Genomic DNA, 23,400 nt, shown 5'->3' with positions numbered 1-23,400 from the left:
ATCAGGCGCCCGATCCGGTGCTCTGCCGGATGCTCGGACGCGCGCGAGTCAGGTCAGGGCGGGTAGTCGCTCGGTGGCACGAAGCGCCACAGCACGTCGGCCCAGTAGTACTGGCCGACGACGAACGCGATGAGCAGGGGCACGGCGCGCACCAGGAGCCGCGTCCACGTGTTGCCCCTCCGGTCCGCCCACCCGGCCCCGAGCAGCACGACGAGGAGCGGGAAGAGCGGGATGAGGTAGCGGAAGATGCTGGTGAACGGGTCGAGCGTCGCGACGAGGTAGGCCGTGTAGCCGAGCGTCCACGTGCGCAGGTCGGCGCCGAGGTTGCGGGCCCACGGGCCGGCGACCATGAGCAGCACGACGACGGGGCCGCCGACGAGCCAGGGCCCCCACGACGGGTCCTGCACGCGGTCGGCCCACGGCACGAACAGCTCGATGCTGCGGTAGCTGCGCCACGCCGCCATCGTGTCGGTGTAGGCCGAGCTGACGCCGGTGCGCCACCACGCGATCGCCGGCCACAGCAGCCCCGCGACACCGCAGCCGACGAGCGCGGCGAGCATCGCGGCATACGTCCCCCCGGTGATCGGGCGCTCGCGCCGACGTCGCCACCGCACGAAGACGACGACGAGTGTCACGAGCCCGAGCGGCGCCGCGATGGGTCTCGACAGCCCGATGAGCACGGCGACCGCCGTGGCCACGAGCCACCGTTCGCGGGCGAGGGCGTAGAGGTAGCCGACGAGGAGCAGCATCGCGAGCGACTCGGTGTACGCGAGCTGGAGCGTCACCGACGCGGGGAAGCTCGCCCAGAGTGCGACGACGACGTATGCCGCCGGGTCGCCGACGCGCTCGCGCAGCAGCAACCCCATGACCACCGCCGCGCCGGCCCCGCACAGCAGCGCGATGCTCGAGGCGACGGTGGCGAAGTCGAGGCCGGTCAGGGCCATGCCGACACGGGCCATGAGCGGGAAGAGCGGGTAGAACGCCCACGGGTTCTCGCCGACCTTGCCGGTGTCGGTGACCGGCAGGACGTCGGGGTAGCCACCCTCGGCGACCCGCAGGTACCACTGACCGTCCCAGAGTGCCGTGAACGGGAAGTAGGTGACCGGCACGTCGTCACCACCGGTCATGCCGCTCGGCACCTGATGCTGCATGACGACGAGCAGGATCGTCGTCGTGACGACGCGCGCGAGCGCATACACCGCCAGGACCCACGCCACGAAGACCCGGCGCGGCCGTGGGGAGACCACCTCGGTCATGTGGTGCGTTCGCGGCTGACCGTCGTGTCGGACGGTTCGTCCTCCGCCTGGCCGGCCTCGGAGGGCTCGACCTGCGATGGCGTGCCCTCTCGCTGTCCGGCCTCGGAGCGCACCCGCTCGCCGGCCACGGGCTCGGTGGGCGCGACCTCTGAGGCACCGGTCTCGGGCCGGTCGGGGCGCTCGTCGGCGTCCACGGTCCGGCCGGCGGCGGGCTCGCGCACGACGGCCGGGTCCTCGCCGCGCAGCACGGCGATCTCCTCGTCCTTCTCGCGCAGCTCGCGTCGCAGCCGGTCGATGACGCCGTCGACCTGGCTCATCCGGTAGCCGCGGGCCCCGACGTCGAAGACGAGGTCGTCGAAGTCGGCGTCCCGGATCGGCTCGTCGGGCAGCGGCTCGTGGCTCAGCGAGGCGCTCGTGCGCCCGAGCCCGCCGCCGGCAAGGCCCAGGACGAGCGCGACGACGAAGCAGACGACGACGATTCCGACGAAGAGGAAGAGCCACTTCACGGCCGCGGCTCCTCGTAGGTGCGGATCGCCTTGACGGCCTCCTCCGGGTCGTCGGTGAGGATGAGCCGGTCGATGTCGGCAGGGCCGATCATCCCGTTCTCGAGAACCGTGTGGCGCAGCCAGTCGATGAGTCCCTGCCAGTAGTCGACGCCCAGGAGGACGACGGGGAACTCGGTGACCTTCTGGGTCTGCGCCAGGGTCACGGCCTCGAAGAGCTCGTCGAGGGTGCCGAAGCCGCCCGGTAGCACGATGAACCCGCGCGAGTACTTGAGGAACATGACCTTGCGGGCGAAGAAGTAGCGGAAGTTGATGCCGAGGTCGACGTACTCGTTGAGCCCGGTCTCGAACGGCAGCTCGATGCCGAGCCCGACCGACGTGCCCTTCGCCTCGAAGGCTCCCCTGTTGGCGGCCTCCATCGCACCCGGGCCGCCGCCCGTGATCACCGCGTAGCCCGCCTCGACGAGCCGGCGACCCACCTCGACCCCCCGGGCGTATGCCGGGTCGTCTGATCGGGTGCGCGCCGAGCCGAACACGGCGACCGCCGGCCCGAGCTCGGACAAGGCGCCGAAGCCCTCGACGAACTCCGACTGGATCCGCATGACCCTCCACGGGTCGGCGTGCAGCCACTCGCTGGGCTGGTGCGCCTCGAGCAGCCGCTGGTCGGTCGTCGTCTGCGGCACCTTGTTACGGCGCAGCGTCACCGGGCCGGTCTGGCGCCGGTCCTCGTGGGGGCTCCCCGGTGTGGCGGGCACGGGCTGTTCGTCGCTCACAGCGCCACCCTATGCGGACGTGTCAGCCGAGCCAGCGCAACAGGGCGGCTTCGGCGTCGGCGTACTGCTGCACGGGGCAGTGCTCGTCGTCCATGTGCGCGAGGTTGGGGTCGCCCGGCCCGTAGTTCACGGCCGGGACGCCGAGGGCCGAGAAGCGTGCGACGTCGGTCCAGCCCTCCTTGGGGTTGACCGGCACGTCGAGCGCGTCGATGAAGGCCTTGGCCGCCGGAAGGAGCAGACCCGGGCGCGCGCCGTCCGCAGCGTCGGTGAGCCTCACCTCGAAGCCGTCGAAGACGTGCTGGACGTGAGCGAGCGCCTGCTCGGTGTCCTTGTCGGGCGCATAGCGGTAGTTGACGGTGACCGTGCACGTGTCGGGGATGACGTTGCCGGCGATGCCACCGCTGATCCCGACGGCCTGGAGGGCCTCGTGGTAGTCGAGCCCGTCGACGTTGATCGTCTCGGCCTCGTACGCCGTGAGGCGTGCGAGGAGGACACCTGCGTCGTGGATCGCGTTGTGGCCCTTCCACGGCCGCGCGGAGTGGGCCGCGATGCCCTTGGTGACGACCTCTACCCTCAAGGTGCCCTTGCACCCGCCCTCGATGGCGCCGTTCGTCGGCTCGAGCAGGACGGCGAAGTCGCCCGCCAGCAGGTGGGGTGTCGTCTCGGCGACCCGTGCGAGACCGTTGAACCTGCCGTCGATCTCCTCGCACTCGTAGAAGAGGAAGGTCAGGTCGCGGCTCGGCTCGGTGACCTGTGCGGCGATGCGCAGCATGATGCCGATGCCGCCCTTCATGTCCACCGTGCCGCGTCCCCACAGCTCGTCACCGACGCGTCGGGTCGGCAGGTTCGGCACGGTCGTGAGCGGCACGGTGTCGATGTGCCCGGCGAGCACGATCCGCTCGTCGCGGCCGAAGGTCGTCCGGGCGACGATGGTGTTGCCGTCGCGGATGACCTCGAGGTGCGCGAGAGGTCGCAGGGCCTGCTCGATGGCATCGGCGAGCGCCTTCTCGTCGTGGCTCACGGACTCGATGTCGCAGACCGCCGCTGTGAGCGCCGTGACGTCGGCGGACAGGTCGAGGGTCGCCTCGCGGATGACACCCTCGGCGGTGGACGGGTCGGTGGGCAGCGGGCTGGACGGCATACGGGAAGGCTAGCGGGCGGTCGCCGCGGGTTTGTCCGCGCTCCGGGTCCGCGCTTCACGGTCGTGGCCCGGCCCCATATCCTTGCGGCCATGTCGGAGCGCAACGCCTGGGGATACGGACTGACCACCATCACGGACGACGGGCAGGTGCTCGACACGTGGTTCCCGCAACCGGCCGTTGGGCTGCGTGCTGCCGACGGGGCGGCGCCCGAGGGACTCGAGGCCCTGGCCGGGGCCGACGCGGCCCGCGCCGTGCGGACCGAGGTCAGGCTCGTCGAGATCGACCTCGACGCGGCGCCCGCCGACGCCCCCGACGCGTACCTGCGCCTGCACCTGCTCTCGCACTGCCTCGTGCGGCCCAACACGATCAACCTCGACGGCATCTTCGGCGCCCTGCCCAACGTCGTGTGGACGAGCGCCGGCGCCTGTGCCGTCGACGGCTTCGAGCAGACCCGGATGCGGCTGCGTGGCCGCGGTCAGCACGTCGCCGTCTACGGGGTGGACAAGTTCCCGCGGATGACTGACTTCGTCGTCCCGCAGGGCGTGCGCATCGCCGACGCCGACCGGGTGCGGCTCGGCGCGCACCTGTCTCCCGGCACGACCGTCATGCACGAGGGCTTCTGCAACTTCAACGCCGGCACGCTCGGCACCTCGATGGTCGAGGGCCGCATCGTGCAGGGTGTCGTCGTCGGCGACGGGTCCGACATCGGCGCGGGTGCCTCGATCATGGGCACGCTCTCGGGCGGCGGCACGGAACGCGTGAGCATCGGCGAGCGTTGTCTCGTCGGAGCCAACGGTGGCATCGGCATCGCTCTCGGCGACGACTGCGTCGTCGAGGCCGGGCTGTACGTCACCGCGGGGACCAAGGTGATGCTGCCCGACGGGTCCGTGGTCAAGGCGAAGGAGCTGTCAGGGTCGAGCAACATCCTGTTCATCCGCAACAGCGTCAGTGGCGCCGTCGAGGCTCGTGACCGAAAGGGCACGGGGATCACCCTCAACGCCGCGCTCCACGTCAACGACTGACCTCAGCCGCACGCCGGCTGTCCCAGCAGCCGACCCTTCGAGGACACCATGCCGACGAACCGACCGGGCGCGACTCTCGCCGAGTCCCGCGAGCGCGCTCCCGTGCGTCGCCGACGCGGCGCCGTGACGCTCCTGGTCGTGAGCGCGCTCCTCGTTGCCGGCGTGTGGTTCGGCGGCCGGTTCCTCTACTCGAGCGTCGTCAACCCGAGGTGCACCATCACCGCCTCCGGCGTGACGGAGACCTTCGACCCGGACCAGACGGCCAACGCGGCACTGATCTCGGCCCTGTCGGTCAAGCGCAAGATGCCGCCGCGAGCGGCAACCATCGCGTTGACGACGGCCTTCCAGGAGTCGAAGATCCGCAACCTGCGCTACGGGGACCGCGACTCGCTCGGGCTGTTCCAGCAGCGGCCGAGCCAGGGCTGGGGCACCGAGAAGCAGATCCTCGACCCCGTCTACGCGACCAACAAGTTCTACGACGCGCTCGAGAGGTACAAGGGCTACGAGACGGCCGACATCACGAAGATCGCCCAGCGCGTCCAGAAGAGCGGCTACCCCGAGGCCTACCGGGACCACGAGGGGCAGGGCCGGGTGCTCGCCTCGACGCTCACGGGCCACTCCCCCGCAGGTCTGACCTGCCGGCTCGACGACGCCACGTCGTCGGCGCCGCCCGCCCGGATCGCGAGCGACCTGGCCGAGCAGATGGGCGTCACGTCGGCGCGAGCCGGTGACGGCTTCCTCACCGTGTCGGCCGCGGACGCCACGACCGCGTGGGCGGTGGCGCACTGGTCCGTCGCGCGGGCCGAGCTCTACGGCGCGACGACGGTCAGCATCGGCGAGCGGTCCTGGGACCGCGGCACCGGCGACGAGGGCTGGTCGGACGGGACCGCAGGGACGACGGTCACCATCACCCTCGCCTGAGCCCGCGGCATCAACCGGTCGCGCGGTCGAGGTGCTGGAGCAGGTCGTGCGCGGCGAGCTCCACGTCCTTGTGGCGCCACTCCGACGCCCGGTAGACGCAGGCGATGAGCGCCGTGCGGTGCACGCGCCGGAAGTCGCCGTAGACGAACGCGTAGCGCGCCTTCGTCTCGTCGTTCGCCCCCTCGGTGAGCCCGAGGTGCCAGGCCGCGTAGTCGTCCCACGAGTGGTTCTCGAGGTATACGTTCTGCGCCGCCGCGTCGGGCTGCACGTCTCCCCAGTCGCTGTCGAGGACGTACTGCCGCTTGTCGATGAGCTCGCGGCACCGGGCGACGGCCGCGTCGTTGACGAGGTACTTGGCCATCGCCCCATCATGACCCAGCCGGACGGCATACGGGCAGATGCACGTGCGTCTGACATCGACGATGGGCTGCACGCGAACGGCCCGCCCCGCGTGGTGCGGGACGGGCCGGAGGCGTACGGACGTGACGGAGCCGAGGCTCAGCCGGGATAGGAGCGCTCGGCCTCGCCCGTGTAGATCTGGCGCGGGCGACCGATCTTCGTCTCGGGGTCGGTCATCATCTCGCGCCACTGGGCGATCCAGCCCGGGAGACGGCCGATGGCGAAGAGCACGGTGAACATCTTCGACTCGAAGCCCATGGCCTTGTAGATGAGACCCGTGTAGAAGTCGACGTTGGGGTAGAGCTTGCGCTCGACGAAGTAGTCGTCGGCGAGGGCGATCTCCTCGAGGCCCTTGGCGATGTCGAGGAGCGGGTCGTTCTGTCCGAGCTTCTCGAGGACCTCGTCGGCGTACTTCTTGATGATCGCCGCGCGCGGGTCGTAGTTCTTGTAGACGCGGTGCCCGAAGCCCATGAGGCGGACACCGTCCTCCTTGTTCTTGACCTTCTCCATGAACTTCTTCGGGTCATCGCCCGAGGCGTGGAGCTTGCCGAGCATCTCGAGGACGGCCTGGTTGGCGCCGCCGTGGAGCGGGCCGGACAGGGCATGGATGCCGGCCGAGACCGAGTTGAAGAGGTTCGCGTGGGCCGAGCCGACGAGGCGGACGGTCGAGGTGGAGCAGTTCTGCTCGTGGTCGGCGTGCAGGATGAAGAGCAGGTCGAGGGCCTTGGCGACGGTCGGGTCGACCTCGTAGGGCTCGACGGGGTAGCCGAACGTCATCCGGAGGAAGTTCTCGACGAACGACAGCGAGTTGTCCGGGTACATGTACGGCTGACCGACGCTCTTCTTGTGCGCCATCGCAGCTATCGTCGGCAGCTTCGCGAGGAGGCGGACCGTCGAGATCTCGACCTGCTCCTGGTCGAACGGGTCGAGGCTGTCCTGGTAGAACGTGCCGAGCGCCGAGACGGCCGAGCTGAGCACCGGCATCGGGTGGGCATCGCGGGGGAAGCCGTTGAAGAAGGCTCGGAGGTCCTCGTGCAGCATCGTGTGCCGGCGGATGAGGTCCTCGAAGCGGGTCAGCTCGTCGGGGGTCGGAAGCTCACCGTAGATGAGCAGGTAGGCGACCTCGACGAACGAGGACTTCTCGGCCAGCTGGTCGATCGGGTAGCCGCGGTAGCGCAGGATGCCCTGGTCGCCGTCGATGTAGGTGATCGCGCTCTTGCACGACGCCGTGTTGACGAAACCGACGTCGTAGGTGACGAGGCCGGTCTCCTTGAGCAGGGAGCCCACACCGAGCCCGTCATTGCCGACCACGGCGTCGACGCCCGGGAACGTGAGTTCCTTGTCTGCGACCTTGAGTGTCGCGTCCACTGCCTTCGTCACTGTTCCTCGCCTCCTGTAACTCCGGCCCAGACGTCGCCGGACGTATCGCGAGCGACGTTACCCCAGCGTCGACCCCCCTGAGAAAACAGGTCCATCCCCTGTACCACGGCCCGGACACGCCCCTCACACGGCCCGGGAGACGGCCAGCGAGACGACCCCGGAGCCAGCCCTGCAGGCTGGCGTGGAGACGTCTCGAGCCCTCGCCCCGACGCGCGCGGACGAGGGCTGCGAGGTGAGGGGTCAGAACCGGGCGCAGGCGGCTGCGACGCGTTCGTCGCTCGCGGTGAGCGCGATGCGCACGTGCTGCGCGCCCGCGACACCGTAGAAGGCACCCGGAGCGACGAGGATGCCGCGGTCGGCGAGGTCGGAAACTGTTGTCCAGCAGTCTTCCTCGCGTGTTGCCCACAGGTAGAGGCCCGCCTCGGAGTGGTCGACACGGAGGCCCGCCCGGGTGACGGCGGCGAGCAGCTGCTCGCGCCTGCGGGCGTATGCCGTGCGCTGCGCCTGCACGTGGGTGTCGTCGCGCAGGGCGGCCGCCATCGCGTGCTGGACGGGCGCGGGCATGATCATGCCGGCGTGCTTGCGCACCTCGAGGATCGCACCCACGAGGGCCGGGTCACCGGCGAGGAACGCTGCTCGGTAGCCCGCGAGGTTGGACTGCTTGGACAGCGAGTACACCGCGAGGAGGCCCTCGTGGGAGCCGTCGCAGACGTCGGGGTGCAGGATGCTCGGCGTGGACGTGCCCACCTGGCCGTCGCGCCAGTCGAGCTCGGCGTAGCACTCGTCGCTCGCGACGACGACGTCGTGCTGGCGGGCCCACGCGACCACCTTGCGCAGGTGGTCGACCCCGAGGACCTGCCCGTTCGGGTTGCCGGGGCTGTTGAGCCACAAGAGCTTCGGTGTCGTGGCCGCCGTCAGCGGGCCCAGGCTCGTCAGCGACTGCGCGACGACACTCGTCGCGCCCGCGATGCGGGCGCCGATGTCGTAGGTCGGGTAGGCGACGGCGGGGATGCCGACGACGTCACCGGCGCCCAGGCCGAGAAGCGTCGGCAGCCACGCGACGAGCTCCTTGCTGCCGATGGTCGGCAGGACCGCGTCGACCCCCAGACCGCGGACGCCACGGCGCCGCTCGAACCACTCGCAGATCGCCGACCTGACGTCGGCCGTGCCGACCGTCAGCGGGTAGCCCGGCGCATCTGCCGCCTCGGCCAGCGCCCGCCGGACCACCTCTGGGGTCGGGTCGACGGGCGTGCCGACCGACAGGTCGACGATGCCCTCCGGATGCGCGACCGCTCGCGCCTTGTAGGGCGCGAGCAGGTCCCAGGGGAAGTCAGGAAGGTGGAGTCCTCTTCGGGGCGTGGTCACTCGTCGTGTTCCTGAGGCGGCAGCGCCTCGATGAGCGGGTGGTCCTTGTCGATGACGCCGAGCTTCGCGGCGCCGCCGGGGCTGCCGAGGTCGTTGAAGAACTCGACGTTGGCGTTGTAGTAGTCGGCCCACTGCTCGGGGACGTCGTCCTCGTAGTAGATCGCCTCGACGGGACACACCGGCTCGCAGGCACCGCAGTCGACGCACTCGTCGGGGTGGATGTAGAGCGACCGCTTGCCCTCGTAGATGCAGTCGACCGGACACTCCTCGATGCAGGCACGGTCCTTCAGGTCGACGCAAGGCTGGGCAATGACGTAGGTCATGGGGAGCGGACCTCCTGCTGTGGAGCGTTCGGGAGCGGATGCTGCACCGCCTAGTATGCCGGAATGAACGGCGAGCCCACGCACGGCCCCACCGATGAGACCCTCCACGAGAGCGGCTCGAGGCACCACCCCGGGCAGGGCTCCCTGGGCAGCACGGACACCCCGGGCCACCGGCTCACCGCCGGCCTGACGATCGGCAGCCGAGTCGTCGTGCGCTACCGGCTCGAGGAGGGGTCGCAGGCCGCCGCGACCGACTTCCTGGGCGAGCTGGTGGCCCGTGACAACGACTTCCTCATCGTCGACACGAGGACCGAGCGGGTGAAGCTCATCCGCGCCGACGTCATCGCCGCCAAGGACGTCCCGCCACCCGCGAGCCGCCCGGGCCGGGCCCACCGGCGCATCTCGGCCGACGACCTCGAGAAGGTCATGGCCAAGGGCTGGCCGGCCGTCGACCGCGGCGGCCTCGGCGACTGGGTGCTGCGCGCGTCGGGCGGCTTCACCGGCCGGGCCAACTCCGTCCTCGTCGTCGGCGAACCGAGCCTGCCCCTCGACAAGGCGATCGACTTCGTCGAGAGCTGGTACGCCGAGCGGGGCCGCCCGCCGCTCTTCCAGGTGCACGGCGAGCCCGGCTTCGTCCCCGAGGACCAGCCTGCCGTCGCGGCCCTGCTCGCCCGCGGCTACGCCGTCGGCGGCGGCAACGAGGGCTGGGAGCGGGTCCTCGTCATGACCGGACTGTCCGCAGCGGTGCCGCCGCTGACCGAGCAGTCGGCCCCGGTGGTCGCCGATGCCGAGCTCAAGCCGGACTGGCTGATGGCCTATGGCGAGCAACGCTCCATCGTGCCGGGCTCCACCGAGGCGGTCCTCACGGGCAGCGAGGGTCAGCTCTTCCTGTCGGTGCGCCACCCGGAGACCGACCGCATCATCGCCCTGGCCCGCCTGTCGATCCACCCCGGCTGGGCCGGCATCTTCGGTCTCTGGGTGCACCCGGACCACCGCCGGTCCGGCCTCGGCACGACCCTGGTGTCGGCAGCCGCGATGGTCGCACGCGAGAACAACATGCCCGCGATGTACATCCAGGTGTCGGGCGACAACACGACCGGCGTCTCCTTCTGGGAGGACCTCGGCTTCACCGTGCACCACGAGTACACCTACCTCGCACGCCCCGGCTCCTGACGCTGCCGCTTCGTCACGGCGGCGTGGCGTCGGGGTTCGTGCAGATGATGCGGTCCTCGGGGTCGTAGTGCGTCGACACGCTCTCGCTCTTGACGAGGGTGCTCGACCCGGGCCGGTACCACTGCCGGGTCACGGTGACGTCGAAGCCGGGGTTGGCCTGCTGCGGGTAGCACTTGAGGCTGTCGCTGCGAATCGTCTTGGGAGGCACGACGTTTCGCCGCGGGCCCTTGATCGACTTGATGTCCCAGGTCTTCGTGCTCCAGACCCGTCCGTGGACGTACCCGTCCTCGACCCAGGTCTGCAGGAGCATCCCGTACGGGGTGTCGTTCCTCCACCTGTTGTCGATCGAGGGCCAGTAGACGGTCGCCTCACGGCCCTCGGGATAGCGGGGGATGAAGAACGCGTGCGGGCTGAACTCGAGGAAGTCGACGCCGGCGAAGTAGGCCATGTTGTAGATGACGGTCGAGACCTGGCTGACGCCGCCACCGATGCCCCGCGTCAGGCGCCCGTTGATGATGACGGTGCCGTCGGCGTACCCCTTGGCCTTCGTGCGCTCGCCGAGGATCCCGTTGAGGCTGAAGGTCCCTCCTGGTTTCACGTACGTGCCGTTGATCCGCTTCGTGGCGACGACGAGGTTGTGCGTGCGGGTCGTGTCGTTGGTGGGGAAGGGCGACGTGAAGTCGACGACGAGCGTGGTGACGCCAGCCTTCTGGGCGTCCTGGGTCGTGAAGGCCGGGCGGGTGATCGTGGGCCGCACGTCGACGGTGCGGTTGGTGCCCGAGATCGCGGCGACGACCCGCTTGGTCACGGCGCGCTCGTCGACTGCGGCGCCGTCGACCGACGGCACGAGACGCGGCCGGCCGTTGCCCGGCTCGAAGACCCAGTGTGCGTTGCGAGCAGTCCGCGTCGTCACCTTGAGCTTGCTCGCGACGAGCGCGGCCAGGCGGGGCTCGTCGAACTTCGGGGTGAGGCCTCCCGCCCCGTCCGGCTCGACGGTCACCATCGGGGCGTACGCGGCAGGGGGCAGCAGGACCTTGCTCGTCCCGGCGACCAGGGTGAGCGGACGGGACATCGCGGTGCTGCCGAACTGCGAGGCGACCCGCTGGAGCGTCTCGGCGCTGACGCGGGGGTCCACCTCGCGAACAGCGGCCGTGGCCTCGGTGCGGTCGGGGAACGCCTTGCGCAGCGCCATCTTGGTCCCGGCGATGTCCAGGGTCCGGCCGGGCACGGGCATGTCGACGGAGACGACACCCCCGGGAAACGTCACCTTTCCCTCGACCGGCACGCGGGCGACGGTGGGGGCGAGCCTGCCGAGGTAGGCCGTGAGGGCGTCGTCGTCGGCGCTCGTCAGCAGCGGTGCCTCGATCGAGCCGGTGAGCTTGTCCCAGACAGTCCGCGGGTCGAGCGTGAAGCCGGTCAGCCCGTCGAGCGAGCGCTCCGCGTCGACGCGTAGCCCGGCCTCGCGGGGCACGACCGTGACGGGTTGGGCACGACCGGGCACCGTGAGCGCGATGGGAGTGAGGAGCACCGACCGCGACCCCCTGTCGATCGCGGCGCGGGCGGCCTCGCTCGTCATGCCCCCGACGTGGATGCCACCGACCGACACCGTTGCCGGCACGTGCTGGGACGACCACGTGCACAACCCCGCATACCCTCCGCCGAGGATCACCGCTGCCACGACGAGGCGCACCACGGTCGAGCGTCGCTCGCGACGGTTGTCGTCGTACCAGTCGTCGGACATCAGGTCTCCGGGCGCCGGGAACATGTGCGCACAAGGTAACCCGCGCGGTCCCCGAAGTCGCCGAATCGGGAGCCCGGTGTCGCCGCCGTGACGAGATCGTTGCCCAGCCGCTCAGTCGAGCAGGTCGCTCCCCCGCCGGCCCGTCGGTTCCCACGTGCGGGGGTCGACCTGTCGGAAGCCCTCGCGCCCGGTCGTGCGCACGGCCACGAGGTTGGAGAGGGCGTGGACGTCCTCGCTCGCGACGATGACCTGCGTCGCGTGCGCCCGCAGGGCGGCGTTCTTGGCGGACCGGGCCTCGTCGTCGTGCACGACGTGCGTCACGAGGTCGTCGTCGACGACGGACGGCGGGAACGGGTCGTCGGCGGCGGGCAGGACGAGACGAGGCGGCGCCGGAGCGTCGGCGCCCGAGGCGCCGAGGTCCTGCTCGCGCCACCACACGGCGGTGTCGAGCAGGTCCGGGTCTGCGTTGCAGAGCCACGCACGGTCCTCGCGCGCCCAGCCGACCGGCGTGAGGATCTCGTAGGTGCGGGCCGGAAGGTCCTCGTCGCCTAGCAGCTGCAGGGCCCGACGTGTGACGCGGTGCGTCTGGATGTGGTCGGGGTGCCGGTACCCGCCGTGCTCGTCGTAGGTGACCACGACATCGGGGCGCAGCTCGCGCAGCACGGCCGCCACGAGAGCCCCCGCGTCGTCCGGGCGGGCAGCGGCGAAGGCCTCCGGGCGCCGGGCCGCGGGCGACCCGGCCATGCCGGAGTCACGGTAGCGGGACAGGCGTCCGGCGGCAGGGTCGGCGCCGAGCACGTGCCCCGTCACGCCGAGCGCCCGGAGGGCCCGGGACAGCTCGCCGTGGCGGTACGGTCCGAGGCCGTCGGCCGGGTCGCCCTCGAGGTGGGCCAGGCCCGGCGGGACGACCTCGCCCTCCTCGCCGAGCGTGCACGTGAGCACGTGCACCTCGTCACCACGCGCGACGTGGTGGGCCATGGTCACCCCGCACGTCAGGGTCTCGTCGTCGGGGTGGGCATGGACGAAGAGCAGGCGGGCCACGGGAGTCCTCTCGGTCAGGTCGTCAGCGCACGGACACGGTGGCGAGGTCGACGATGCCGCCGACGCTGTGGTCCTCGTAGAACTTCACGCCGGCACCGTGCAGGTGCAGGGCCTTCGTCGCGGAGAGCGCGATGTAGCCGCCCTGGTCGCGGATGGCCCGGTCGGCCTGCTCCCACACCTTCGCGCGGGCATCGGTGTCGGCCGTCGCGTCGGCCTTGTCGATGAGAGCGTTGACGGCGTCGCTGCTGAAGTAGCCGACGTCCTGACCGGGCCCCGACGAGTCGATGTTGATGCGCGGGTCGAAGAGCGCCGGCAGCACCCCACCGGCCGACGGCCAGTCAGGGGTCCAGACCCCACGGAACACGTCGTAGGTGTCGACCGACGTCGGCTTCTCGATGGTCTCGTAGTACTCCTCCGGCGGCACGCCCGTGAGCTGCACCTCGAAACCCGCACGCTCCCAGCCTGCGGCGAGGGCGGCATACGCCTTGTCGGCCAGCACGGACCGCGCGTGCACGACCCGCAGCTTGACGGGCAGCTTGACTCCGGCCTTCTGGAGCAGGCTCCGCGCAGCCTCGGGGTCGCCCTCGACACCGGCACCGGCCGGTGGCGTCACCGACTCGGGGTCGACGGACGGAGACAGGATCGACCACGTCGGCGTGCCCGCGCCCTCGCCTCCGGTCGCGGCGACGTAGGTGGCGCGGTTCGTCGACAGGGCCAGCGCCTTGCGGACCGCGGGGTCGGCCATGACCTTGCTGCGCATGTTGACGGCGAGGTAGTCGACGTTGCCCGTGTAGGGGAAGGTGAGCCGGGCCTGCAGGTCGGTGCCGGCCTGGTTGCGCAGCGTCGGGCTCGCCTGGACCCACGACACGGCGTACGCGTCGTCGTCCTGCTGGTTGAGCAGCCGCTGGATGACGGCCGACTCGCCGAGCCCCGACGTCACGTGGATCTCGTCGGGGTACGCCTGGCGGATCGGGTCGGTGCGGGGGTCCCAGTGCTCGTTGCGCACGAACGTGCCGCCCTTGCCGACGGTCCACGGCTCCCTGAGGCGGTACGGCCCACTCGACATGACGGCATACGACGCCTTGTCGGACCTGGTGTCGGCGGACGCCTTGCGCGGCGCGAACTCCGGGAGCGCGACGATGTGCGCGAAGTCGGGCTCGGCGTCGCGCAGGCGGAAGGTGACGGTGCGGCCCTTGCACGAGACGGCGCGGTCGAAGTCCTTCTGGTTGGCCTTGTCGGTGGGGCCCGCGTAGACCGGCTTCTCGAGCCCCTCCGCGGTCACCTTCGTCGGCATGTCGAGCAGGTAGCTCGCGTAGTTCGTGCCCCCGACGTGGGTGCGCCGGTCGAACGTGCGGGCCACGCCTTGGCGCACGTCGTCGCACGTGATCGGCGACCCGTCCTGCCACTTCAGGCCTTCGCGCAGCGTGAACGTCCACGTGCGCCCGCCGTCCCCGGGTGTGCCGGTGTCGGTGGCGAGGTCGGCCTCGACGTCGCGCTGGTGCTCACCGGTGCCGTACGCCGTGAGGCCGCGCACGAAGGTGCGCTGGGCGAAGAACGCCTCGGGCCCCACGTACATCAGCTGCGGGTCCCACGTCGAGATCGTGCCCGCGACGAGGACCTGGAGCATGCCACCCGGCTGGGGCTGCCCGGCGGGGCCGGCCGGAGCCGTGCCGATGGCGCCCTGCGTGTCCGAGGTGTCGGGCGAGCCCGTGCACGCCGCTGCACCGGCTGCCAGGAGGGCGGTACCGACCCCGATGGCCATCGCCCTCCTCAGCCTGCGCACCACGCCGCGCACCCTCCTGTCAGCCCTCGGCCTTCGCCGCCGCCCGGATGCGGGAGGCGGTGCGCGCGCGCTCGTTGGCGTCGAGGACGACCTTGCGGATGCGCACGGCGTCCGGCGTCACCTCGACGCACTCGTCCTCGCGGCAGAACTCGAGGCTCTGCTCGAGGCTGAGCTTGCGCGGCGGCACGATCTTCTCGAAGTTGTCGGAGGAGGACGCGCGCACGTTGGTGAGCTTCTTCTCCTTCGTGATGTTGACGTCCATGTCGTCGGCTCGGGAGTTCTCGCCGACGATCATGCCCTCGTAGACCTCGGTGGTCGGCTCGACGAAGAGGACGCCGCGCTCCTGGAGGTTGACCATCGCGTACGCCGTGACGACACCCTTGCGGTCCGAGACGAGCGAGCCGCTGATGCGGGTCGTGATCGTGCCGAACCAGGGCTCGTAGTCCTCGAAGACGTGGTGGGCGATGCCCGTGCCGCGGGTCTCGGTGAGGAACTCCGTGCGGAAGCCGATGAGTCCACGGCTCGGCACGAGGAACTCCATGCGGATCCAGCCGGTGCCGTGGTTGGTCATCTGCTCCATGCGCCCCTTGCGCGCGGCCATGATCTGGGTGATCGGCCCGAGGAACTCCTCGGGGGTGTCGATCGTGAGCCGCTCGACCGGCTCGTGGACCTTGCCGTCGACCTCGCGGGTCACGACCTGGGGCTTGCCCACGGTCAGCTCGTAGCCCTCGCGACGCATCTGCTCCACGAGGATGGCGAGCGCGAGCTCACCACGGCCCTGGACCTCCCAGGCGTCGGGGCGCTCGGTGGGCAGGATGCGCAGCGACACGTTGCCGATGAGCTCCTTGTCGAGGCGGTCCTTGACCATGCGGGCCGTGACCTTCGTGCCCTTGGTCGCCCCGCGTCCGACGAGCGGGCTCGTGTTGGTGCCGATCGTCATCGAGATGGCCGGCTCGTCGACGGTGATGAGCGGCAGCGGGATCGGGTTCTCGGCGTCGGCGAGGGTCTCGCCGATGGTGATCTCGGGGATGCCGGCGACGGCGATGATGTCGCCCGGACCGGCACTCTCGGCGGGCTTGCGCTCGAGGGCCTCGGTCATGAGCAGCTCGGTGATCTTGACCCGCTGCTGGGAGCCGTCGTGGCGGCACCACATCACCTGCTGGCCCTTGGTGATGGTGCCGTTGTGGACGCGGAGCAGGGCGAGGCGGCCGAGGAAGTTCGACGCGTCGAGGTTGGTGACGTGCGCCTGCAGCGGGGCCTCGTCGTCGTAGGTCGGGGCGGGGATCGTCTCGAGGATGGTCGCGAAGAGCGCCTCGAGGTCGTCGCCCTCCGGCAGGCCGCCGTCAGCGGGGCGCTCGAGCGAGGCGCGGCCGGCCTTGGCCGACGCGTAGACGATCGGGAAGTCGATCTGGTCCTCGGTGGCGTCGAGATCGAGGAAGAGCTCGTACGTCTCGTCGACGACCTCGGCGATGCGCGAGTCGGGCCGGTCGACCTTGTTGATGCAGAGGATGACCGGCATCTTCGCGGCGAGCGCCTTGCGCAGCACGAAGCGGGTCTGCGGAAGCGGGCCCTCGGACGCGTCGACGAGGAGCACGACACCGTCGACCATGGACAGGCCTCGCTCGACCTCACCGCCGAAGTCGGCGTGGCCGGGCGTGTCGATGATGTTGATCGTCACGCCGTCGCCCAGGCCGCGGTCGGAGGCAGCCTTGCCGTTGTAGTGCACCGCCGTGTTCTTGGCGAGGATCGTGATGCCCTTCTCACGCTCGAGGTCGCCGGAGTCCATCGCGCGCTCGTCGACGTGCTGGTGCTCACCGAACGCACCCGACTGCCAGAGCATCTTGTCGACGAGCGTGGTCTTGCCGTGGTCGACGTGGGCGACGATGGCGACGTTGCGGATGTCCGCACGGGTCTTCATGGGCATGAGGGACAGTCTCTCAGGGATTCGAGGGTGGTTCTGACCACGCGCGAGGCGTATGGAGGGGCGGCGCGCCGAGCGGCTCAGGTGCCCTTCGGGCCCCGGAGCATCGTCGCGAGCGTCTCGACGATGGGCAGGTCTGCGGGGAGCCACCCGACAGCGCGAAGGTCGTCGAGCCGGAGCCAGCGCAGCTCGTCGTGGTCCTCGATGGGTGCCGGCTCCCCCTCGACGACCTCGGCGAGCCACACCAGCATCTCGTACCTGTCGCCGAGCGGCCAGGTGGCACCCGGCAGCGGGCCCGGCACGTGGGCACCCAGCCGGATGCGTACGCCGAGCTCCTCGAGCACCTCACGGTGCAGCGCCGACAGCGGTGACTCCCCGTCGTCGACCTTGCCACCGGGCAGCTCCCAGCCGCCGGCCAGTGCCGACGGCTCGGTGCGCCGCGCCGACAGCAGCTGGGCGGGGCGCTCGAGGTCGTCGACGATGGCGGCCCCGACGACGAGGCGGACCGGCGTGGGGTCAGTGGTGCTCATGGCGACCTCGATGGTGCCACAGCGACAAGGACGACGACCGCTCGAACACCCGCCCGGGCGGGGTTCAATGGGGTACATGACACGACTGCTGGACGACGAGGAGATCGAACGCCAGCTGGGCGACCTGCCCGACTGGACCCGCGACGGCGACACGATCCGGGCCTCCTACGAGGCCCCGGAGTTCCTCGCCGGTATCGCCCTGGTGCAGGAGGTCGCGGCCGCGGCCGAGACGATGGACCACCACCCGGACATCGACATCCGGTGGCGCACGGTGAGCTTCGCGCTCTCCACGCACTCGGAGGGTGGCCTCACCCAGCTCGACATAGAGCTGGCCCACCAGATCAGCCAGGAGGCCGTGCGCCGGGGCGCCAGATCGGCCGGGTGAACGCCGTCACGCGTCACCTAACATTGCCGCATGCGATCGCACTCACGCTCCGGCTCGCGCGCCGAGTCCCGGGAGGGCCATAGTCCCTGGCCGGACCCGGTCCGGCCGTCCCCGTCCCACCACTCGCTCGCCCGGGTGGTGATCGCATGAGCACCGCCCTCGGCATCTGCCTGGGCATGGTGCTGGTCCTCGCCCTGACCGCCGCGACCGGCTACTTCGTGGCCCAGGAGTTCGCGTACGTCGCCGTCGACCGCAACGCGCTCAGGGAGCTCGCCGAGCACGGCGACGCCGCCGCCACCCGAGCCCTGCGGGTCACCTCGCAGCTGTCGTTCACGCTGTCGGCGGCGCAGTTCGGCATCACCGTCACCGCGCTGCTCGTCGGCTACGTCTCCGAGCCTCTCGTGGGTGAGGGCCTCGCGCAGCTGCTCGACCCGTCGATGTCGTATGCCGCCCGGCTCAGCCTGTCGGTCACCGCGGTGCTCGTCTTCTCGACGGTCGTCCAGATGGTCTTCGGCGAGCTGGCCCCCAAGAACCTCGCCATCGCCCGCACGGTGCCGCTGGCACGCTCGCTCAGCCGCTCGACCCTGATCTACCTGACAGTCGCCGGCCCGGTCGTCCGCCTCTTCGACCGCGCCTCGACGGCACTGCTGCGCAAGGTCGGCATCGAGCCCGTCGAGGAGCTCGAGCAGGGCGCGACCGCCGAGGACCTCACTCGCATCATCGACGAGTCGCACGCGGGCGGCCTCCTCGACGACGACCTCTCCGGCGTCCTCGAGGGCGGCCTGCGCTTCCGCGAGCTGGACGCCGGCGACGTCATGACGCCGCGCGTGCGCGTCACGACGATCCACGCGGACGCCACCGTCTCCGAGCTCGTCGAGCTGCTCGACAGCGGCTGGTCACGCTTTCCCGTCACGGGCCGCGACGGCGACGACATCGTCGGCGTGGCCGGGATCGCCGAGGTGCTCTCGGTCGAGCCGGCCCGGCGCGCGGCGACGCCCGTGGGCTCTGTCGTGTCCGACCCGACGGTCGTGCCGACCAGCGCTGCGCTGCCCCGCGTGCTCGAGCAGATCCGTGCGGACCACCGCCAGATGGCAGTGGTCGTCGACGAGCACGGCGGCTTCGCCGGGGTCGTGACCCTCGAGGACATCGCCGAGGAGGTCGTGGGCGAGATCCTCGACGAGGACGACCTCCCCGAGCCCGGTGTCGTCGAGGCCGGTCCGGACGCCTGGGTCGTGCCCGGCCACCTGCGCCTCGACGAGCTCGACACCGCCACCGAGCTGCGGCTCGAGAGCAGCGACGAGTACTCCACGATCAGCGGGCTCATCCTCGAGCACCTCGGTCGCACGGCCGTCGTCGCCGACGAGCTCGTCGTCGACGCGCGCCGTGAGGTCGTCACCGAACGACACCACCGTACCGCCGACGCCGTCCACGACGCCTCCGACGACGGGTCCGCTTCTGCCGCAAGCAGTCCCGTCGTGTCCGTGCGTCTCACCGTCGAGGCCGTCGAGCGGCACGTGCCCTCGAGCGTGCGGGTGCAGGTGCAGGGCCTCCAGCGGTCGGAGGCCGGCCGATGATCACCGCACTCCTCGTCTCGGTCCTGCTTCTTGTGCTCAACGCCTTCTTCGTCGCCGCGGAGTTCGCGATCGTCGCCAGCAAGCGCCACCGGCTCGAGGACCTCGCCGAGCGCGGCAGCCTCGCGGCACGGGCCGCCGTGCGCGCGAGCCGTGAGCTGTCGCTCATGCTGGCCGGCGCCCAGCTCGGCATCACGCTCTGCACGCTCGGGCTCGGCTCGCTCGCCAAGCCGGCGGTGGCGGAGCTGCTCACGCCGGTGTTCACGTTCGCGCGCGTTCCGGACGCGGCGGCATACGTCGTCTCGCTGGTGCTCGCCGTCGGCATCGTCGTGTTCCTCCACATGGTCGTCGGCGAGATGGCCCCCAAGTCGTGGGCCATCGCGCACCCGGAGCGCTCGGCGGTGCTGCTCGCGCTGCCGTTCCGCGCGTTCGCCCGGGTCGCCCGTCCTGCGCTGTGGATGCTCAACGCGATGGCCAACGGATGCCTCCGCCTCCTCGGCGTCACCCCACAAGACGAGCTCGGCCAGGTCCACGGCCCGAAGGAGCTGCAGCTGCTCATCGCGAGCTCCAGGGCCCACGGCATGCTCGCCGAGCCGGAGCACCGCGTGCTCGCCGGGGCCATCGACCTCGACACGACGCCGCTCACCGATGTCCTCGTGCCCATCGACCGCGCCATCGGCGTCCCGACGACGGCGACGTGCGCCGAGGCCGAGGCGCTGTCGCGCGACAGCGGCAGGTCGAGGCTCGTCGTCAGCGAGGGGGACGAGCCCGTCGGCATCGCGCACGTGCGTGACATCGTCCGGGCGGCGCCCGGGACCCCGGTGGCGGCCGTCACCGCCCCCGCCGTCCACGTCGCCACGACGCTCTCGCTCCTCGACACCGTGTCGCTGATGCGGGCGCGGCACGCGCAGCTCGTCCTCGTCGACGGGCCCTCTGGCCCGGTCGGGTTCGTGACGATGGAGGACCTCCTCGAGCGCGTCCTCGGACGGTTCGACGACGAGACCGACGCCTGACGCGCGACGCGACAGCACTGCCCGACGGGGTCCGGACCAGCGGCCGGGCCCCGTCCCGGCCTCAGCAGCGTGCGACAGGCCCACCGCGAGCGGACGGCGCGAGCGGGCAATCTTCCCGCGCCACGCGCAAGGTCGCCGGAAGATATCCAGCGCGTCACGATTCGGCCACGTCGGTTGCTGACCGTGACATGCCGCTGAAAGATGGGGCGCGCGGTCGTGGGGAGGGTAGGTTGCGGCTGCTGATGAGCATGTTGGAGGGCCGACCCGGTCTCCGGCACCGATCACGACCCGGAGGTGACGGCATCCATGAGCACTCCCCTTGAGCTCGAGCCCGGCGCAACCTCGGCACAGCCCGAGGCGATGCTCCAAGGCGCGGGACGGATCGAGGGGCGCTCGCTCGGGCAGATCGCCTGGACCCGCCTGAAGCGTGACAAGGTCGCCCTCGCAGGCGGGTTCGTCGTCCTCTTCCTCATCGCCGTGGCCGTGTGCGCGCCACTCATCGTCGGCCTCCTCGGCCATCCGCCGGACGAGTTCCACCAGCAGCTCGTCGACGCCGACCTCCAGATCCCGACCTCGCCCTTCGGCGGCGTGTCGTGGGACTTCCTCTTCGGCGTCGAGCCGGTCAACGGCCGAGACATCTTCAGCCGCGTCGTCTACGGCTCACAGATCTCGTTGCTCATCGCCTTCCTCGCGACCCTCCTATCGGTCGTCATCGGCACCGCGCTGGGCACCATCGCCGGCTACTTCGGCGGGGTCGTCGACACGCTCATCAGCCGGGCGATGGACATCTTCCTCGCGTTCCCGATCCTGCTCTTCTCCCTGGCGCTCGTCGGTGTCGTGCCCAACGAGGCGTTCGGGCTCAAGGGCGAGGCCCTGCGGATCGCGCTCATCGTCTTCATCATCGGCTTCTTCAACTGGCCGTACATCGGCCGCATCGTGCGAGGACAGACGTTGTCGCTGCGCGAGCGTGAGTTCGTCGACGCGGCGCGCAGCCTGGGCGCGACCGCGCCCTACATCCTCGTCAAGGAGATGCTGCCCAACCTCATCGCGCCGATCCTCGTCTACGCAACCCTGCTCATCCCGAGCAACATCCTCTTCGAGGCCGCGCTCTCCTTCCTCGGTGTCGGCGTCCAGCCGCCGCGCGCCACGTGGGGCGGCATGCTCAGCGACGCGACGCAGTGGTACCAGATCGACCCGTGGTTCATGATCCCGCCCGGCCTCGCCATCTTCGTGACGGTGCTGGCCTTCAACCTCTTCGGGGACGGCCTCAGGGACGCCCTCGACCCGCGGTCGCGGTAACCTCCGCAGCCCGCATTTCCGCTACACCGAAGGAGTGCAACCACTCATGAAGAACACACGTGTGATGGTGGTCGCTACCGCGGCCGCCCTCGCCCTGGGGTTGTCCGCCTGTGCGGGCAGCCAGACGCCGGGCACGTCGCCCACCGGTGGTGGTGGCGGTGGCGGTGGAGGTGCGGCTGCACCTGCAGCCAATGCGGCGGCCACCGCGATCTTCAACCCCTCGAGCGAGAAGGGTGGGACGCTCCGGTTCGGCATCTCGAGCGACTGGGACTCCGTCGACACCGGCGACACGTACTACGGCCTCTCGTGGAACCTGCTGCGCAACTACGCCCGCACCCTCGTGGTGTTCAAGTCGGCTCCGGGCCAGGAGGGCACGCAGCTCGTCCCCGACCTCGCGACCTCGCTGGGCAAGCCGAGCGCCGACAACAAGACGTGGACCTACACGCTGCGTGACGGCCTCAAGTACTCCGACGGCACGCCGATCACGAGCAAGGACATCAAGTACGGCGTCGCGCGCCAGCTCGACAAGGACACGTTCCCGAACGGCCCGACCTACTTCAACGACTTCCTCGCCGACGTCCCCGAGGGCTACTCCGTCTACAAGGACAAGAACCTCGACAACCTCAAGTCCATCGAGACGCCCGACGACAAGACGATCGTCTTCAAGCTGAAGACCCCCTTCTCCGGCTTCGACTACCTGGCCCAGCTGCCCGCCACCGCCCCGGTGCCGCAGGCCAAGGACACCGGCACGAAGTACAAGGAGACGTACGTCGCCAGCGGCCCGTACAAGTTCTCGGCCTACCAGCCCGGCAAGCGCATCGAGTTCGTGCGCAACGAGAACTACGACCCGGCCACCGACCCCGACAGCGGGCGCAAGGCCCTGCCGGACAAGATCACCGTGGAGATCGGCGTCAACGCGGCCGACCTCGACAACCGCCTCATGTCAGGTGACCTCGACATCGACCTCGCCGGCACCGGCGTCTCGGCCGCCGCGCAGGGCAAGATCCTCGCGGACCAGGCCCTCAAGGCCCGGACCGACAACATCAAGGTCGCGCGCTCCAACTACACGCAGATCAACCCGCTGGTCGCGCCGTTCGACAACATCGAGTGCCGCAAGGCCGTCATCCTCGCCTACGACAAGACGGGCTACCAGCGCGCCTACGGTGGCGGTACGGGTGGCGACATCGCCACGAGCCTTCTGCCGCCGGCGATCCCGGGCTACCAGGAGATCGACCCGTTCAACCTGAAGGCCAAGCCCGAGGGTGACGTCGACGCCGCCAAGGCCGCTCTCGCCAAGTGCGGCAAGCCGGACGGCTTCGAGACGAACGTCTCCTACCGCCCGGAGCGCCCGAAGGAGAAGGCGGTCGCCGAGGCGCTGCAGCAGTCCCTTGCCAAGGTCGGCATCAAGCTGACGCTGAAGGGCTACCCGGCTGGTGACTACTTCAAGCTCTACGCCGGCAAGCCCGACTTCACGAAGGCCAACAACCTCGGCCTGCTCATCATGAGCTGGGGTTCGGACTGGCCCGACGGCTTCGGCTTCCTCCAGCAGGTCGTCGACAGCCGGTCCATCCGCCCGGCCGGCAACACGAACCTCGGCATCAAGGTGCCCGAGATCGACGCCGCCATCGACAGGGCCCTGAAGGAGAACGACAAGACGAAGCGCGAGGCGATCTGGGCCGAGATCGACAAGCTCGTCATGGACAACGCCGAGATCCTTCCCGGCATCTGGGCCAAGTCGCTGCTCTTCCGCCCGGAGAACCTGACGAACGTCTTCGTCAACGACGGGTTCAACATGTACGACTACGCGTCCGTGGGCGTCGCCAAGAAGAGCTGACCCCGTGGCCTGAGAACCAGGCCAC

21 protein-coding genes are annotated in these 23,400 nt (G+C 70.4%); 8 read left to right on the top strand and 13 right to left on the bottom strand.

The window, feature by feature from the left end; genetic code table 11:
* Window positions 1–53: 53 nt before the first annotated feature.
* From ACFQU3_RS07770 to dapE, 4 genes are read right to left on the bottom strand one after another with little or no spacing between them, the layout of a single operon-like run.
* The gene (locus tag ACFQU3_RS07770) at window positions 54–1,256 is read right to left on the bottom strand and encodes a hypothetical protein (protein ID WP_385908388.1); all 1,203 of its coding nucleotides are present in this window, start codon (window positions 1,254–1,256) and stop codon (window positions 54–56) included.
* Window positions 1,253–1,762, bottom strand: coding sequence for a cell division protein DivIVA (locus tag ACFQU3_RS07765; RefSeq protein WP_385908387.1), 510 nt, complete (start codon window positions 1,760–1,762; stop codon window positions 1,253–1,255). Before ACFQU3_RS07765 ends, ACFQU3_RS07770 begins: the two co-directional genes overlap by 4 nt.
* Window positions 1,759–2,532 (bottom strand): TIGR00730 family Rossman fold protein, encoded by a 774-nt coding sequence (locus ACFQU3_RS07760; RefSeq protein ID WP_385908385.1) that lies wholly within the window; start codon window positions 2,530–2,532, stop codon window positions 1,759–1,761. Before ACFQU3_RS07760 ends, ACFQU3_RS07765 begins: the two co-directional genes overlap by 4 nt.
* A 22-nt stretch (window positions 2,533–2,554) precedes the next feature.
* Window positions 2,555–3,673, bottom strand: coding sequence for a succinyl-diaminopimelate desuccinylase (gene dapE, locus ACFQU3_RS07755; protein WP_385908383.1), 1,119 nt, complete (start codon window positions 3,671–3,673; stop codon window positions 2,555–2,557).
* 90 nt (window positions 3,674–3,763) lie between these two features.
* Here dapE and dapD point away from each other — a divergent pair, with 90 nt between their 5' ends.
* A complete protein-coding gene (gene dapD, locus ACFQU3_RS07750) occupies window positions 3,764–4,696 on the top strand; it encodes a 2,3,4,5-tetrahydropyridine-2,6-dicarboxylate N-succinyltransferase (protein ID WP_385908381.1) in 933 nt (310 codons plus the stop codon).
* A gap of 48 nt (window positions 4,697–4,744) precedes the next feature.
* Window positions 4,745–5,617: a hypothetical protein gene (locus ACFQU3_RS07745; protein WP_385908379.1), complete on the top strand. Its 873-nt coding sequence runs from the start codon at window positions 4,745–4,747 to the stop codon at window positions 5,615–5,617.
* A gap of 10 nt (window positions 5,618–5,627) precedes the next feature.
* On the opposite strand, the gene ACFQU3_RS07740 is transcribed toward ACFQU3_RS07745, so the two are convergent.
* The 4 genes from ACFQU3_RS07740 to fdxA form a co-directional block, all read right to left on the bottom strand.
* Window positions 5,628–5,978, bottom strand: coding sequence for a hypothetical protein (locus ACFQU3_RS07740; RefSeq protein WP_385908377.1), 351 nt, complete (start codon window positions 5,976–5,978; stop codon window positions 5,628–5,630).
* 137 nt (window positions 5,979–6,115) lie between these two features.
* On the bottom strand, window positions 6,116–7,396 hold the full coding sequence (locus ACFQU3_RS07735) for a citrate synthase (protein WP_385908375.1): 1,281 nt from the start codon (window positions 7,394–7,396) through the stop codon (window positions 6,116–6,118).
* Between the two features lie 240 nt (window positions 7,397–7,636).
* Window positions 7,637–8,761: a succinyldiaminopimelate transaminase gene (gene dapC, locus ACFQU3_RS07730; RefSeq protein WP_385908373.1), complete on the bottom strand. Its 1,125-nt coding sequence runs from the start codon at window positions 8,759–8,761 to the stop codon at window positions 7,637–7,639.
* On the bottom strand, window positions 8,758–9,084 hold the full coding sequence (fdxA, locus tag ACFQU3_RS07725) for a ferredoxin (RefSeq protein WP_020143133.1): 327 nt from the start codon (window positions 9,082–9,084) through the stop codon (window positions 8,758–8,760). Before fdxA ends, dapC begins: the two co-directional genes overlap by 4 nt.
* 63 nt (window positions 9,085–9,147) lie before the next feature.
* Between fdxA and ACFQU3_RS07720 the strand changes: the two genes are divergently transcribed.
* Window positions 9,148–10,257 carry a GNAT family N-acetyltransferase gene (locus tag ACFQU3_RS07720; protein WP_385908370.1) on the top strand — a complete coding sequence of 370 codons (1,110 nt, stop codon included), beginning with the start codon at window positions 9,148–9,150 and terminating at the stop codon, window positions 10,255–10,257.
* 13 nt (window positions 10,258–10,270) lie between these two features.
* Here the strand turns inward: ACFQU3_RS07720 and ACFQU3_RS07715 are convergent, their stop codons facing one another.
* From ACFQU3_RS07715 to ACFQU3_RS07695, 5 genes are all read right to left on the bottom strand, one after another.
* Window positions 10,271–12,022, bottom strand: coding sequence for a VanW family protein (locus ACFQU3_RS07715; protein WP_385908368.1), 1,752 nt, complete (start codon window positions 12,020–12,022; stop codon window positions 10,271–10,273).
* Window positions 12,023–12,109: 87 nt separating this feature from the next.
* On the bottom strand, window positions 12,110–13,039 hold the full coding sequence (mshB, locus tag ACFQU3_RS07710) for an N-acetyl-1-D-myo-inositol-2-amino-2-deoxy-alpha-D-glucopyranoside deacetylase (protein ID WP_385908366.1): 930 nt from the start codon (window positions 13,037–13,039) through the stop codon (window positions 12,110–12,112).
* 22 nt (window positions 13,040–13,061) lie between these two features.
* Window positions 13,062–14,801, bottom strand: a complete 1,740-nt coding sequence (locus ACFQU3_RS07705; protein ID WP_385908364.1) for an ABC transporter substrate-binding protein — start codon at window positions 14,799–14,801, stop codon at window positions 13,062–13,064.
* 40 nt (window positions 14,802–14,841) lie between these two features.
* Window positions 14,842–16,746: a translational GTPase TypA gene (typA, locus tag ACFQU3_RS07700; RefSeq protein ID WP_385908362.1), complete on the bottom strand. Its 1,905-nt coding sequence runs from the start codon at window positions 16,744–16,746 to the stop codon at window positions 14,842–14,844.
* 77 nt (window positions 16,747–16,823) lie between these two features.
* Entirely contained in the window at window positions 16,824–17,273 is a 450-nt protein-coding gene (locus ACFQU3_RS07695; protein WP_385908360.1) for a (deoxy)nucleoside triphosphate pyrophosphohydrolase, read from the bottom strand.
* 76 nt (window positions 17,274–17,349) lie between these two features.
* Here ACFQU3_RS07695 and ACFQU3_RS07690 point away from each other — a divergent pair, with 76 nt between their 5' ends.
* The 5 genes from ACFQU3_RS07690 to ACFQU3_RS07670 all read left to right on the top strand — a co-directional run bounded on the left by ACFQU3_RS07690 (window position 17,350) and on the right by ACFQU3_RS07670 (window position 23,375).
* Window positions 17,350–17,658: a 4a-hydroxytetrahydrobiopterin dehydratase gene (locus ACFQU3_RS07690; protein WP_385908358.1), complete on the top strand. Its 309-nt coding sequence runs from the start codon at window positions 17,350–17,352 to the stop codon at window positions 17,656–17,658.
* 146 nt (window positions 17,659–17,804) lie between these two features.
* Window positions 17,805–19,232: a hemolysin family protein gene (locus tag ACFQU3_RS07685; protein ID WP_385908356.1), complete on the top strand. Its 1,428-nt coding sequence runs from the start codon at window positions 17,805–17,807 to the stop codon at window positions 19,230–19,232.
* A complete protein-coding gene (locus tag ACFQU3_RS07680; RefSeq protein WP_385908354.1) occupies window positions 19,229–20,242 on the top strand; it encodes a hemolysin family protein in 1,014 nt (337 codons plus the stop codon). The genes ACFQU3_RS07685 and ACFQU3_RS07680 overlap by 4 nt, the downstream gene beginning before the upstream one ends.
* A gap of 306 nt (window positions 20,243–20,548) precedes the next feature.
* Window positions 20,549–21,541 (top strand): ABC transporter permease, encoded by a 993-nt coding sequence (locus ACFQU3_RS07675; protein ID WP_385908352.1) that lies wholly within the window; start codon window positions 20,549–20,551, stop codon window positions 21,539–21,541.
* Between the two features lie 46 nt (window positions 21,542–21,587).
* Window positions 21,588–23,375 (top strand): ABC transporter substrate-binding protein, encoded by a 1,788-nt coding sequence (locus tag ACFQU3_RS07670; protein ID WP_385908350.1) that lies wholly within the window; start codon window positions 21,588–21,590, stop codon window positions 23,373–23,375.
* Window positions 23,376–23,400: the final 25 nt, after the last annotated feature.

It is taken from the genome of Terrabacter sp. GCM10028922, assembly GCF_042666095.1.
Lineage (GTDB): Bacteria > Actinomycetota > Actinomycetes > Actinomycetales > Dermatophilaceae > Terrabacter.
The sequence above is the reverse complement of the archived record's forward strand: the minus strand, read 5'-3'. Positions and strand labels throughout refer to the sequence as shown.

Coding starts and splice junctions, on each gene's coding strand:
- dapE (WP_385908383.1), bottom strand. CDS start 3,673: ATGCCGTCCAGCCCGCTGCCCACCGACCCGTCCACCGCCGAGGGTGTC.
- ACFQU3_RS07715 (WP_385908368.1), bottom strand. CDS start 12,022: ATGTTCCCGGCGCCCGGAGACCTGATGTCCGACGACTGGTACGACGAC.
- ACFQU3_RS07705 (WP_385908364.1), bottom strand. CDS start 14,801: ATGGCCATCGGGGTCGGTACCGCCCTCCTGGCAGCCGGTGCAGCGGCG.
- dapD (WP_385908381.1), top strand. CDS start 3,764: ATGTCGGAGCGCAACGCCTGGGGATACGGACTGACCACCATCACGGAC.
- ACFQU3_RS07695 (WP_385908360.1), bottom strand. CDS start 17,273: ATGAGCACCACTGACCCCACGCCGGTCCGCCTCGTCGTCGGGGCCGCC.
- ACFQU3_RS07740 (WP_385908377.1), bottom strand. CDS start 5,978: ATGGCCAAGTACCTCGTCAACGACGCGGCCGTCGCCCGGTGCCGCGAG.
- ACFQU3_RS07685 (WP_385908356.1), top strand. CDS start 17,805: ATGAGCACCGCCCTCGGCATCTGCCTGGGCATGGTGCTGGTCCTCGCC.
- ACFQU3_RS07690 (WP_385908358.1), top strand. CDS start 17,350: ATGACACGACTGCTGGACGACGAGGAGATCGAACGCCAGCTGGGCGAC.
- ACFQU3_RS07720 (WP_385908370.1), top strand. CDS start 9,148: ATGAACGGCGAGCCCACGCACGGCCCCACCGATGAGACCCTCCACGAG.
- ACFQU3_RS07680 (WP_385908354.1), top strand. CDS start 19,229: ATGATCACCGCACTCCTCGTCTCGGTCCTGCTTCTTGTGCTCAACGCC.
- ACFQU3_RS07670 (WP_385908350.1), top strand. CDS start 21,588: ATGAAGAACACACGTGTGATGGTGGTCGCTACCGCGGCCGCCCTCGCC.
- ACFQU3_RS07770 (WP_385908388.1), bottom strand. CDS start 1,256: ATGACCGAGGTGGTCTCCCCACGGCCGCGCCGGGTCTTCGTGGCGTGG.
- ACFQU3_RS07745 (WP_385908379.1), top strand. CDS start 4,745: ATGCCGACGAACCGACCGGGCGCGACTCTCGCCGAGTCCCGCGAGCGC.
- typA (WP_385908362.1), bottom strand. CDS start 16,746: ATGCCCATGAAGACCCGTGCGGACATCCGCAACGTCGCCATCGTCGCC.
- ACFQU3_RS07675 (WP_385908352.1), top strand. CDS start 20,549: ATGAGCACTCCCCTTGAGCTCGAGCCCGGCGCAACCTCGGCACAGCCC.
- fdxA (WP_020143133.1), bottom strand. CDS start 9,084: ATGACCTACGTCATTGCCCAGCCTTGCGTCGACCTGAAGGACCGTGCC.